Source organism: Gilliamella sp. X-46, from assembly GCF_057063525.1.
Window position 1 is genome coordinate 14740 of sequence record NZ_JBXSQH010000013.1, and the last position, 12893, is coordinate 27632.

At 34.3% G+C, this 12893-nt stretch carries 14 protein-coding genes and 2 pseudogenes; 9 read left to right on the plus strand and 7 right to left on the minus strand.

The features are described 5' to 3' along the window. Positions 1–57 precede the first annotated feature (57 nt). The 4 genes from ACYIAJ_RS08480 to ACYIAJ_RS08495 form a co-directional block, all read right to left on the minus strand. Positions 58–1074: a zinc-binding alcohol dehydrogenase family protein gene (locus ACYIAJ_RS08480; protein ID WP_483560517.1), complete on the minus strand. Its 1017-nt coding sequence runs from the start codon at positions 1072–1074 to the stop codon at positions 58–60. Positions 1075–1101: 27 nt separating this feature from the next. Further along, complete coding sequence (locus ACYIAJ_RS08485; RefSeq protein WP_483560507.1) at positions 1102–2541, minus strand: tagaturonate reductase; 1440 nt, start codon at positions 2539–2541, stop codon at positions 1102–1104. 118 nt (positions 2542–2659) lie between these two features. Then, positions 2660–3577 carry a GntR family transcriptional regulator gene (locus tag ACYIAJ_RS08490; protein WP_483560506.1) on the minus strand — a complete coding sequence of 306 codons (918 nt, stop codon included), beginning with the start codon at positions 3575–3577 and terminating at the stop codon, positions 2660–2662. A gap of 91 nt (positions 3578–3668) precedes the next feature. Beyond that, positions 3669–4949: an MFS transporter gene (locus ACYIAJ_RS08495; protein ID WP_483560505.1), complete on the minus strand. Its 1281-nt coding sequence runs from the start codon at positions 4947–4949 to the stop codon at positions 3669–3671. Positions 4950–5394: 445 nt separating this feature from the next. On the opposite strand from ACYIAJ_RS08495, the gene ACYIAJ_RS08500 reads away from it, so the two are divergent. The 3 genes and pseudogenes from ACYIAJ_RS08500 to ACYIAJ_RS08510 all read left to right on the plus strand — a co-directional run bounded on the left by ACYIAJ_RS08500 (position 5395) and on the right by ACYIAJ_RS08510 (position 6840). After that, positions 5395–5574, plus strand: a complete 180-nt coding sequence (locus ACYIAJ_RS08500; protein ID WP_483564656.1) for a hypothetical protein — start codon at positions 5395–5397, stop codon at positions 5572–5574. Further along, positions 5571–5917: pseudogene (locus ACYIAJ_RS08505) on the plus strand (MFS transporter). Before ACYIAJ_RS08500 ends, ACYIAJ_RS08505 begins: the two are co-directional and overlap by 4 nt. Before the next feature lie 284 nt (positions 5918–6201). Next, positions 6202–6840, plus strand: a pseudogene (locus ACYIAJ_RS08510) (DUF2961 domain-containing protein). Positions 6841–6948: 108 nt separating this feature from the next. Here ACYIAJ_RS08510 and smpB read toward each other — a convergent pair. Further along, a complete protein-coding gene (smpB, locus tag ACYIAJ_RS08515) occupies positions 6949–7431 on the minus strand; it encodes an SsrA-binding protein SmpB (RefSeq protein ID WP_483560504.1) in 483 nt (160 codons plus the stop codon). Between the two features lie 33 nt (positions 7432–7464). On the opposite strand from smpB, the gene ACYIAJ_RS08520 reads away from it, so the two are divergent. The 5 genes from ACYIAJ_RS08520 to ACYIAJ_RS08540 are packed head-to-tail and all read left to right on the plus strand — an operon-like array spanning position 7465 to position 9384. Next, positions 7465–7935 (plus strand): type II toxin-antitoxin system RatA family toxin, encoded by a 471-nt coding sequence (locus ACYIAJ_RS08520; protein ID WP_483560503.1) that lies wholly within the window; start codon positions 7465–7467, stop codon positions 7933–7935. Further along, positions 7928–8206 carry an RnfH family protein gene (locus tag ACYIAJ_RS08525; RefSeq protein WP_483560502.1) on the plus strand — a complete coding sequence of 93 codons (279 nt, stop codon included), beginning with the start codon at positions 7928–7930 and terminating at the stop codon, positions 8204–8206. The genes ACYIAJ_RS08520 and ACYIAJ_RS08525 overlap by 8 nt, the downstream gene beginning before the upstream one ends. A 16-nt stretch (positions 8207–8222) precedes the next feature. Continuing rightward, entirely contained in the window at positions 8223–8657 is a 435-nt protein-coding gene (gene zur, locus ACYIAJ_RS08530) for a zinc uptake transcriptional repressor Zur (RefSeq protein ID WP_483560501.1), read from the plus strand. Continuing rightward, positions 8645–9001, plus strand: a complete 357-nt coding sequence (locus ACYIAJ_RS08535; protein ID WP_483564657.1) for an EamA family transporter — start codon at positions 8645–8647, stop codon at positions 8999–9001. Before zur ends, ACYIAJ_RS08535 begins: the two co-directional genes overlap by 13 nt. After that, positions 9001–9384, plus strand: coding sequence for a DMT family transporter (locus tag ACYIAJ_RS08540; RefSeq protein ID WP_483560499.1), 384 nt, complete (start codon positions 9001–9003; stop codon positions 9382–9384). Before ACYIAJ_RS08535 ends, ACYIAJ_RS08540 begins: the two co-directional genes overlap by 1 nt. Before the next feature lie 202 nt (positions 9385–9586). Here ACYIAJ_RS08540 and ACYIAJ_RS08545 read toward each other — a convergent pair whose 3' ends face one another. Further along, a complete protein-coding gene (locus tag ACYIAJ_RS08545; protein ID WP_160403544.1) occupies positions 9587–9802 on the minus strand; it encodes a DUF4177 domain-containing protein in 216 nt (71 codons plus the stop codon). A 466-nt stretch (positions 9803–10268) separates the two neighbouring features. Between ACYIAJ_RS08545 and ACYIAJ_RS08550 the strand changes: the two genes are divergently transcribed. Next, a complete protein-coding gene (locus ACYIAJ_RS08550; protein WP_483560498.1) occupies positions 10269–11831 on the plus strand; it encodes a hypothetical protein in 1563 nt (520 codons plus the stop codon). 622 nt (positions 11832–12453) lie between these two features. On the opposite strand, the gene mutT is transcribed toward ACYIAJ_RS08550, so the two are convergent. Continuing rightward, positions 12454–12858: an 8-oxo-dGTP diphosphatase MutT gene (gene mutT / locus ACYIAJ_RS08555; RefSeq protein ID WP_483560497.1), complete on the minus strand. Its 405-nt coding sequence runs from the start codon at positions 12856–12858 to the stop codon at positions 12454–12456. Between the last annotated feature and the right edge of the window lie 35 nt (positions 12859–12893).

Sequence of the window (12893 nt, forward strand, 5' to 3'; positions counted from 1 at the left end):
TAAATGCTCATTTCCGCTACGTTTGGTAGCGGAAAAAATTGGCAGATTGTTATTGTTTTAACTGATTTTTATGACTGATTTGAGTCGAGCACTTGGATCATCTCGCATTTCTTGGAATGCCTTTTCAGCATCAGCTAACTCATATACATCGGTAATGATTTTTTTGACATCACATTTTCCTGAACTGACTAAATCAATTAATTCGATAAAGTCGTTTTTTAGGGCATTGCGAGATCCAAAAATATCCAACTCTTTTGTTTGAATTTGGGTAAAGGCAAAATCTAACTTTTGTTTGCTTACACCAACTAAACCAATACGTCCTCGGAAAGCTGCTGCATCAATGCAGTTTTGGAAAGTTTGTGGTAGTCCTGCACATTCAATGCAAACATCAAAACCGTCATTTTGAGTGAGTTTTTTTACTCTTTCCTCAAAATTTTCTTTATCTGTTCGAATAACACCTTTTGCACCTAGTGATAATGCCTTATCTAATCGTGATTGCATTACATCACTTACATAAACTTCAGCACCTTTTAATACAGCAGCCATAACTGCAAATAAGCCGATAGGTCCGGCGCCAACCACTAAGACTTTATCTCCTTTTTTTACTGATGTTCGTTGAATGGAATGATAGCTAATACAAAATGGTTCGATCATGGAAAGTGTTAATGCATCTAATCCTTTACCATCATAAATACGTTCAATTGGTATACTGTAATATTCTCTAAAAATACCATCGCGTTGTGCGCCAAGTGTTTGATTACTTGTGCAGCAATTAACAAATCCACGTCGACAAGAGTAACATTGACCACAGTTGAAATAAGGATTTGCTGTAACTATCATGCCTTTTTGGATACCATGATCATTGTCTTGGACTTCAACAACTTCGGCCGAGAATTCATGGCCAGGAATACGAGGATAACTGGCATAAAGGAAAGTCCCTTTATACGTTCCCATGTCTGAACCACAAATCCCACCATATAATACTTTTAAGATCGCTTCTCCTTTTTGTAACGTTGGTTTTTCCATCTCTTTAATTTCAACTTTTCCTGGTTCTGGAATAACAATATATTTCATTTTAGGCATTTAATTGACTCCTAATGTTTAATTGTTTGGAATATAGTTTTTAATATCGTGGGATAAAATACTTTTCAAATTTTCCGTTACTAAATCAGTTAATCCAGTGACGTTATTTAAATCTTCTCCCCAATGCTCTGTCATTTTTAAGACATTTGTGACTAGTGTTTTTACATCATTTTGATAAAGAGGTTGCCATTCATTAAACTTTGCTAATAAATGAGCATCATCAGTTAATGAAATAGTTTGACCTTGGTACTTTCCACGATAAAAAGCAATAAGTGCAGCTAATGAAAAAGAAATATATTTGGGTGGTTGGTTAAATTGTTTACTATAGGTTAATAACTGCGGTAACAAGCGAGTTTTAAATTTCGTTAGTGAATTTAGTGAAATAGATATTAATTCATGTTTTATGAATGGATTTTTAAAACGTTTTAATACTTCATCTGCAAATTGTTTTAGTTGTTCTTTATCCAAAGATAGCGTTGGGATAACTTCTTGGTTAAGCAAATTTTTCACAAACGTTTCAATTTGCAAATTATCCATACATTGTCCTACAGTGCGTAGTCCTGCAAGATACGCAACGGGAACCATTGCTGTATGGGCGCCATTTAAGATGCCAACTTTTCTTTCTTTGTAAGGTTTAATATCATCAACAACTAAAATATTTAGGTCTACTTGATCAAGCTTTAATTTTTGTTTTAACCAATTTGGTCCTTGGATAACAAATAAATAGAAGTATTCTGCTGTGTCTAAAAATCGATCTTGGTAACCTAGTTGTTGTTCAAGTTGAGTGGCTTCATCCTTTGGGTAACCTGTTACAATACGATCTACTAGCGTTGAGCAAAATGTATTACTTTCGTTTATCCATGCAATAAAGCTATTACTAAGTTGCCATAATTTTGCATATTTTAGTACCAACTCTTTTAGTTTTTCGCCATTATAATCAATTAGTTCACATGGAATAATGATTAAACCTTTATCTTTCTTTCCGTTAAAAAATTTGAATCGATGATGCAAAAAACAGGTCAATTTAGCAGGAAAGGTTGTTGGTGGCGTATCGGTAGCTTTATCTTTCTCGCTAAATGCTATTCCTGCCTCAGTGGTATTTGAGAAAATAAATTCTAAATCAGGATTTTGTGCACATTTTAAATATAACTGATAATCTTGATATATCAATATTTCGCGATTAACTGAATAGATAATTCGAGGAGTAGCAATAGCATCATCTTGTTCATTAAGACCTCGAATAATCGTTGTATAAAGTCCATCTTGTTCGTTAATTGAGGGGTGATGGGTATCAATAGGCCTGATAATTGTTACACCACTATTGAAGTCTGTTTTTTGGTTTAGATTATCAATGATCCAATCGACAAAAGCCCTTAAAAAATTACCTTCACCGAATTGGATAATCTTTTCAGGGTAATTTGGTCCAGAAAAATTAGATCTATTTAATTGTTTAACCATGGTATAGTTCTCTTTAATTAATTTATTAGGTAGTAAGTAAAGAGAACTATAAAAGAAGATACAAAGTAGTATTTATTTTTTTAATTGTTTCGTGTTGAATATAAAATTTTTTTGTTTTTTATCTGTTTTTTATAGCTAATGTTCGACCAATTGACTCTTGCATTGATGTTTTTGCTGTATTTAAATGACGACACAACGCTGCGATGGCCGCTTGTTCATTTTTTTGTAAAATTGCTGTTAAAACAGCAATATGCTCTGATACGGCAATACTATTACGTTCTTTTAGATTGCTGTTATCCCACTGATAATGAAAATGAAATATGACCGAAATTAAATCAAAAGACTGCATGAAAAACGGATTATCATTACAAGATAAAATTAACTGATGAAAATCACGATCAAGTGTTGAAAAAAGAGTATATTCATCTTGTATATTTTTCTGAAAATTTTTATGACGTTGTAATAATTCTCGTGCTTTTATCCAGTTGATATGATTATCTGGTTGAGCCATAAATGCTTTAAGTGCAAATATTTCTAACACACTCCTAAATTCATAAAGTTTTTCTGCATAATCTTTGGCAAATGTAACTAATTCCCATTCCCCTTTTTTTATATTATTAATAAGCCCGTAGTGTAAAAAACGTAATAAAAATTCACGTACCACAACGGGATTTACTTTTGTATCTTTAGCAAGTTGGATTTCGTTAAAATTATCACCAGGCAATAACTTCTTATGATTTATTAAATGGTAAAAATAGGTTTCAAAATTTTTATCTTGTACCGCTCTTTTTTCAAAAGTACAGACTATCTTATCCTCATTTGTTGGTTCTCGTAATAAATGGTATTCATTATTATTAAACAGTAGGATTTGTTTTTTGCATAAATGCTCTAGTACTGCTCGGATAGTTGTTCTACTAACATTAAAAGCCTCAGCCAGAATTGAAATAGAAGGTAATGGAAAAGATAATATTTTGTTATTAATGCAATCAATAAATTGATTAATGGTATTTTGCCTTAATGCTTGACTTCTGCCCATATTATTTTCTCAATAATGTTATTATAATAATAGGAGTTTAAGAAAATCCTATCGAATATTTTTAATAGGATTTTCTAATAAAATGGCTAAGTTATAAAGTAGATTGATTTTCTGTAATCGGTTTAATATCTTTTAATACAAGTGAGTAGACAAGCGCGCCTATTGCACAAGCGCAACCTGAAACCACTAGGGCATACATAAATGAGCCTGTTGCGCCAATAATGTATCCTGTTACAATTGGACCTAATATTCCTCCGCAATTTGAAACCGTATTTTGAATCCCTCCTAAAACGGATGTCATATTTCTTGGTGCTACATCGCCAGGTAGGCACCAGATAGCTGAACCAGCAAAGGCAAGACCAATATATGAAATACAAAGTAAAGCCATCATTATGGTTATAGAATCAACTAAGCCAGCAAATGAAATTGAGGTTGCAATTAACATTCCTCCGACCAAATTACATTTTCTAGCAAGATTGATATTATTGGTTTTTATGTAAATAAAATCAGTTAACCACCCTCCAATCCATTGTCCAATTATACCACATAAAGGCGGTAACATAGCCAAAAAGCCCATTTCTGTTAAACTTAAACCTCGTTCTTTCATTAAATAAGTAGGGAACCAAGTAATGAAAAAATAGACTGCATAATTAAGCATAAAAAATCCAATGCACATAGCAACCACATTGCGATACTTTAATAATTGATACCATTTCATTGGTTGTATGGTATCGATCCCTTCTTTTTTGATTTGGCCGTCACGAATATATTTTAATTCTGTTGCACTAATACTTGGATGTTGTTCTGGATCTCGGTAAATATATATCCACCAAACAACCCAAATAAGACCTAAAGCTCCACAAATAAAAAACGCCGCATGCCACCCCCAAGCAGCAATAATCCAAACAACAAGAGGCATCGCAAATGCCGTGCCGAAACGTGAACCACTATCAAATAGTGCAGTTACGCGTCCTCTTTCTCTATCAGGGAACCATTTTGCGGTTATTCCCCCATTACAAGGATATGCTGCAGCTTCTCCAATGCCCATAAACACCCGAGCAAAAATAAAACCGATAGGGGAGGTTGCTAATGCCGTTGCACCAGTTGCTAAAGACCACCAAGTTACCGACCCTGCAAGAGTTTTTCTTTGCCCAAAACGATCTGCAAGGAAGCCAGCAGGAATTTGACAACAGGCATAACTTAAGAAAAATGCAGACATGATCCATCCCATTGCTTCAGGTGAAATATCTAAATCAATCGCAATAATAGGTGCAGCTGCAGACATGACAGTTCTATCTAAATAATTAATCACAATAGCAAATAACATAAGTATTGCTATGTGGAATCGAACACGACTATTTTTTTTAGGCATACAAAACCTCTTTCTATAAATTATTTAATAATATATTCATTTAGTTATCTTAGTCTGGGTAACAATCATAAAGATGACTAACGAATAAGTCATTTCACTAAAATGGCTATATTGATAGTAGAGAAAAAATTTATTTAGATAAGGAATTGTTTGTTCGATTGTGGTCTGGATAATATTTTTCTGTTTTTAATTTGTGTTTTTATTTTTTCATCGTTTATATTACATCTTGGTTAGTTTTAATATATCTCCCTTTTTATAAAAAATTTATTTTATTTTCATATAAATAATTGATATTAAATATTATATTTTATGGTTCAGATGTTTTTATTAGTAAGAATATTAAAATAATTTTGATGTTGATCACATTTATCCAATAAACCTTTTAAAGCTAAATTTTTAGCTCTGCATACTCAATTGCAGTGGTTCACTCTTTATAGGATAAATTATGACAAGTGTATTTTATAATAAGCCGTCTTATTGGTTTGCTTCCTGTTATAGTTTTATGAATTACGCTACAGGTAGTTTCGTTTTTTCGTCTTATGCTATGCTAAATAAGGAGACTGGTTTAACGGTAAAACACACTGGCATTATTTATTTAATTATTTTGTCTCGCTCATTCTTATGATTGTGGATGGTGTTTATCACGATAAATTAGTACTGAAAAAACAGCTTATCTGGTTTCAAAGTATTATTATCACATTAGCAGCGCCTACATTAATTTATGTTTATGAACTGCTACTAAAGCATAGTTTTTACGTTGGTGTCATATTTGGTAGTTTCTTTTTAGGCTTTGGTTGGATTGTATTAATGGGGTTAATTGACTCTTACTGTGAAAAAATCGCCGCGTTTTTGGTTTCTACTTTGGTCAATGTTGCACATGGGCGTGTATCGCTTATGCAGTAGGAACCTTTATTGCCGGTATGTTAATTAGTCTTAATCCACAAATTTTTGGACTGCATCGGGTGTAGGTATCTGCTTTATGCTACTTAATCTCAATTTTAAACACGATTTAAGTCAATCATCAGAAGCTGTCTTCCAAAAAAACAAGCTAAGTTTTAATGAAATTATATCAGTCTTTACACTGAAAAATTCTGGATATTTGTTATTTATATGCTTGGAACTTATAATATTTATGATCAACAGCTATTCCCTGTTTATTTTATTTAGCAGTTTGACTATATCAATGATTGTTATCGGTTATATGGCATATTAAATTCGTTTCAAGTTTTTTTAGAAACGGCGGTCATGTTTTGTGTTACGTGATGTTGTTATCCACATTTATTGGGATGATGAAAAAGTACCATCAGTCGAAAGCCCAATCGATGATTTTTTCTGTAATGATTTTGGCGCACGGTGTGATATTAACTCAATGCCAATTGTGGTCAATCCAACAGGTGGATTTAATAACTATTTTAGAATGCCGTTTAATAGAAAAGCGAGGATTGAAATTCAAAATGAACATGAAGCAGATTTACAGCATTTCTTTTTAACTATTAATTGCCTTAATGCTTAAAACATTTGAAGTACTACTTTATTTTCATGTTCAATGGCGTAACGAGTAACTAATTATGCCGAAGATTATGTATTATTAGATAATATCGAAGGCTATGGCTATTATGTTGGTACTTACTTAGGATTAACAGCTTTGGATTGTTACTGGTGGGGAGAAGGGGAATTTAAGTTCTATCTTGATGATGATAGTCAATATCCAACTCAACATTCAACAGGCACTTTACTGAAAGAAGTGCTGAGCTATTTAGTTGAAGTAGACTCCAAATCGCAACAGATTTGTTTGTGTTCTTATGATTATAATATTTATCTTAATTATTCTTACTATCCGATTAATGCTATTGCACAAGACTTTCAAAGTATGGCTCATACATTGTATTAATGTAATTGATGACTTACTTAACTTTAATCAATTAAAAACCATGCATTTTTTATCAAACCACAAAATATACGTCACCACTAGACCTATGCTTTACCAAGTAATAACGTATTATCGATTTGCATTTTTCATAATGCGTGCTTTATCAACTTGCCATTGACGTTCTTTAATATCAGTGCGTTTGTCGTATTCTTTCTTCCCTTTGGCAATACCAATTTTTACTTTTGCCCATGCGTTTTTCCAATATAAAGAAAGGGCAACAACGGTATAACCTTGGCGATTAATTTGACCAAATAATGAATTGAGCTCTCGCTCATTTAGTAGTAACTTACGATTACGCATTGGTTCGCAAATAACATGCGTCGAGGCGACATTTAGCGGTGTAATGGTTGCCCCAAACAGCCATGCTTCACCGTCTTTGAGTAGAACATAGCTATCACTAATATTGGCCTTGCCTGCTCGCAGTGATTTGACTTCCCAGCCTTGCAGGGATAAGCCCGCCTCGATTTCTTCTTCAATGAAGTACTCATGGCGTGCTCGTTTATTTAATGCTATGGTTGCTGAACCTGGCTTGTGTGATTTTTTCTTAGTCATAATGTGCGTTATTATAGAGTTACGTGATATTATATGCTACTAATTTTATTTTTTTATTTTATTATTATGGCACATGTTTTTCACGAAGTTATCGAACCTTATTCAATTGAGCAAATGTTTGCTTTAGTCAACGATATTGAAAAATACCCAGAATTTGTCCCTGATTGTATAGCAACAGGTATTATTAGAAAACAAGATAACACTATTGCTGCATTTATTGAGGTTGAAAAGTTTGGCTTTAAAAAATCGTTCACGACATTAAATCAAATCAATGAACCTAATTCAATTGATATGAGACTTTTAGATGGTCCATTTAAACAATTATCGGGGCAGTGGCAATTTGTTGAAATTTCTGAAAACAAAAGTAAAATCAGTTTTAATTTAAATTTTGAGTTCAAAAATAAATTATTAGGTATGACTTTTACCCCTGTTTTTAAAGAAGTCATGACAGGTATGGTTAATGCGTTTTCAAAACGAGCAAGGCAGATTTATCAAGATGATTAATATTCAAGTTGTTTATGCGTTACCGAATAACTCGACAGTCATTGATTGCAATGTCGACGAGCAAACGAACGTCTTGCAAGCAATTACAAAATCCAATATCTTAAAAATATGTCAAATAAAATTAGATGAGCATTTAATTGGCATTTATGGAAAGCGTTGTGGTCTTAATGAATTGGTTAAAAATGGTGATCGTATTGAACTATACCGTGCTTTAATCAATGATCCTAAAGAAATAAGACGAAAAAAAGCGACACAAAAAAATCATCACTAAAGGCAAAGGAAACCGAATGCATAATATGCTAATTGAAAAGATTGAAACTTTATGCAAAAAACGTGGTATTAAATTGACAACGCAACGTCGAACTGTCTTAGACATCATGTTAACGGCTAATAAAGCAATGAGTGCGTATGATCTTCTTGATCTACTTAAAGTCAGCGAACCACAAGCTAAACCGCCAACAATTTATCGTGCGCTTGAATTTCTACTTGAGCAAGGCTTTATCCACAAAGTGGAATCTTCGAATAGCTATATTATCTGCCCACATTTTCAAGACCCAGAACATATTTCTATTTTATTGATTTGCGATAAATGCCAACAAATTATTGAAAAACACTCTGAGCAAATCGAAGAACAGCTAAAACAGCTTGCGCACCAAAATCAATTCTTAATAAAGCATAGCGTGCTTGAAATACATGGACTTTGTCAGCAGTGTCAACTTTAATTATTGTCCTTTGGTTAATAAATATTGTTTGCGATACTATTGGGCAAATAGCGTTCAAGTATGCGGCGATCACATCCCAAAAAAAGCAAGGCTTATATTATTGGCAAAAATTATTTGGAAATCTCTGGCTTTGGATCGGCTTTAGTGCTTACTTTCTTGGGTTTATTTTTTGGTTGGCGTTTTTAAGTCAAGTGCCATTATCGGCAGGCATTTTATTGGGATCATTTAATATTATCACAGTGATGTTAGCTGGGCGGATTTTATTTAAAGAACACCTTACTTTGTTCCGAATCGTGGGGATATTTTTTATTACGACTGGTGTAGTATTAGTGGGGCTCACTTAATGAAAAAATTTTACATCATCGGTTTTATTTTACTGCTATTTTTTGACACCTTTGGGCAAACTAGTTTTAAATTAACCGCACTATCAGCCTTGCCTTTTGAAGCTAGTTTTGATTGGTTAGTCCGAATTTTTACTTATGGTTGGGCTTACTTAGTTATGCTGGGCTATACAGGGGCTTTTATTACTTGGATGGTATTATTAAAAAAAGCACCAGTAGGTCCTGCGTTTGCGGCTTCTCATTTACAAGTGGTTACAGTTATGCTGGTATCGGTTATTGTTTTTGATGAACAAATTACCATCACTCGGTTGTTAGGCGCGTTATGTATTATTATTGGCATCATTTTCCTTGCCTTAGCGGAGCAAAGATTGCAGCGTAAATCCTAGTTTTTTTAGCTTCTTGTATCGAAACTTATACTTAATTATAAAAAAATAAGCGATATTACTTTGTGTATGAAGATGAAGTTGAGTTTATTTAGGCGAGTGAATAACTGCATTGGTTCCCAATCTAACTATCAGACATTCCTTATCTATTTTTGCTTTGTAAGACAAATTATGTGTAAAAATAGATAAGCGAATTTAGGTTTATTTAGTTTCGTTCTCGTTCAAGTACCACTAAATAAGCTTCTCTTTTCCAAAATAAAAATAAGCGACGCATGTCTTTTTCCATCGTAACAACTCGCCAACCTTGTTCTGCATTCTTATTTAAGGCTTCAGTAAATTTAACCTCATTAACATTAGCGTTACCCAAAAGTAACGAAGACAAAGTTCCTTCTTGAAAAACAATAACCTTATATTCTTTCATATAATTAATTCCTTAACTTTTTATAAATCATTATTTTTAATGATAAGTACCCCCAAAAAATGGGAAGGAATTATATACTTTTTAATTTTTTACTTTCAAGAGCATAATCAGTTTGTTTAAAAATAGATACGTTTAATCGATTTTTGTTCTATCAATTGTTAACTAATATATATACAATTAAAAAAATTAGCCAAAAAAACGTTCAAAAATATCATTGATTTTATTAATGTTTTTTAAATTGCTGTTTTCTTATAAAAAAATATTTATTTACACGTACCTAACAAGTTTTTCCAATTAAAGTTTCAATACCAAAACTAACAAAACATTACAAAACTTTAATAAAAAAAAGTGGTTATCTGCTTTTAACTAGTTATACTTTGAAATAAATAATCACTCAAATAGAGCATAAAACCAATATAAAACTATTGAAAATAAAATTCAAAAGTTACTTGATAGGTAGGACATTATGAAGAATTGTTTCAGTATCATTTTGAGCATCAAACCTCAGGTTTGCCAAGCCTATGTATTAAATTTATTTAATTATCTCTGTAGTCAAAAACAGATGGAATGCTTATTTTTATCACGAGACTTAGAGAAATCGCCGAGGTTCAAGTTCTTACCCTCCTTATCTCAGTTAGCCTTTGCGCCGTTGTCGTTATTGTCGTATTCGTTTGATTCGCAGGCGTTATCGGCGAAAACCACAAGGGTTATTGAGGGTAGTGCACCGTATTTGACGTTTGATGGGGGACGAACTAGGGCGACAATAAATGATGTATTGGCCATCACGTTGCCAGATGGATCGAGGGTCATCCCTTCATCCGATACCTCAAGTAGAACAAATCCAATGCTGGTAAGGAATATAAGTACTTTTGATGATATACACACGCTGGTGCCATCGGGGAAAAATACCATGAGTTTTAGTGACTTAATTGCTCAAGGTAATTGGGGGGATGATGATGGGGATGGTCAGGGTACTAATCGACCGCCTGTGGAGTATAGTGTAACGGCGACCGGAAGTATATCGATGAGTATTCGTAATAAGTATGGTAGTACAGTAAGTCGTAGTGATACAGTGGATGTATGTAAGGGGCCTTATGAGGTAATATTAAGTAATACAAGGCATAATTTAATGACACGGTATGGGGTGCCTCGTGCTTCTTATCTTGATGCTCAGGAAAAGACGTATTATATCAATTTGAATCAGCCTAGAGTTTGTTATGCAAGGCCATATCTTGGCGGTTGGGCTAACGTTGCTGGTATATGGAATACTTATGAGGGTTTTTTGGTTCAGTCAACAAGTTCTTCATCTTATGGACTTAATTTTCCTACTACGGGTGCTGATGGGTTGTATTTTTATTTAGCTGTAGGTGGTGGGACTGATGTAAGTAAGTTGAAGTGGGCTCCAGTCACGCGTAGTGGCATAACGGCTACCGTAACAATGGTAATTCCTAATGAAACTTGGATTCCTATCCCTGATAGGAGAGAAGTTTTCGCTCGTGTTCAGTTAAGTGGTCCTAGGGCAGATAGCACTCAAATACAATCAGATAATCCTAGTCCACTTAGTAGACCTAGTTTACCACAGGTTTTTGAGTTAGAGGGTAAGGATAGTCGAGGTAATGTGGTGGTCAAGTATGGATTTAAGTTGAGGCAGTGGTTCGTCAATCGAAGTAGTATAATAGATACTGTTTCAGGTCAAATAAAATGGTGTGGTAGTTTGGGCTATCGTCTGCCTAGGATAAAGGATTTAACCAATGCGAAATGTGGTGTGAATCTGAATTTTCCATGTTTAGGAGGGATTGATGGCGCCACGCCGTCGTCAGGTACTAATTATTTTCAGCGTCGAATAGGTGCAGGCTTTTTCACTGAGTGGGGTGGAATGAACAATTACCCCGATGCTGACTTCATGTTTTTCACTGGCTACTGGACGAGTGATGTGATATCTGACAATAAGTTTGATGTCAACTCGATGAATGGTTACGTCGCCAGATACGAGGACGGCGAACATCCAGCTGTTTGCATTACGCCTTAGTTCTTAATCTTTATGCGTGGGGACGCTTATGAATCCAATAGAGAGTAATATAACAAAGAAACAAGTCCCTGAGTTGCGGAGCCGAGCGGGGCTGGCTTGCCAGCCTTGCGCTTTAATGACTGAAATCCCCAAAAGCGCCTCCCGGCAGACGACGCCGAAGGTGTCATTGGCTGCGTAATGTAAGTCTGCGGTTACGCTAATCGTATCATCCTGATGCTTGTCTCTTCAAGGCCATTTTCGTTTTGCTATGATGTTCAAATTGTTCCTGATAAATAATAATACGCCAAACATTCCTGTGGTGTATTAATATGCTTTGCTGTCGGCATATGCTGACTCTGAGACGATACAATCCAAATAACCTTGAGTGTTTTTTTTGAGTTGCTTTTTTGTTAAAAGAGGACTAGTTGCCACTTAAAAAGCGGTCAGGAAAGGTATTGATTTTATTGAAGTTTTTATTTTGACGTTTTCAAGTAAAATCAAGCGTTTATACAACCTAGGCAAGATATTGATAGCTAACAAACCCATAAAATCATGAATAGAGCCCCTAATAACAACCATTTAGCTTGCAAAAAGTGGTCAGGAAAGATATTGATTTTATTTGTTTTTTATAAAAATAAAAGCACTAAATTTGCTTATCTAAGTTCTTTAGCATCTCAATAATTGGCCTATTGGCGTCTGGGAATTCGTCAGCATTGAGATCTTCTTGGTCAACCCAACGACTTGGTTGTCCTTCTTTAGCAAAAGGAACGCCATCCCATTCTTCGACTAAATAAGCATGGATGGTGATGTTGCGATCTTCATAACTGTGTTTAAAGACTTTTAAGAATTGGGCTTGATGGATGTGAATGTCGACTTCTTCGGCAATTTCGCGTAGTAAGGTTTGATATGGGGTTTCACCGTTCTCAATTTTCCCACCCGGAAACTCCCAAAAACCGGCAAGATGGGAATCTTCGCCGCGTTGGGTGATAAAAATTTGACAATTTTGTGAACGAATAATACCTACAGCAATTTCAGTATGTTTTTTCATAATTCTGTCTGTTTATCTTTAAATTTAGGGAAAGT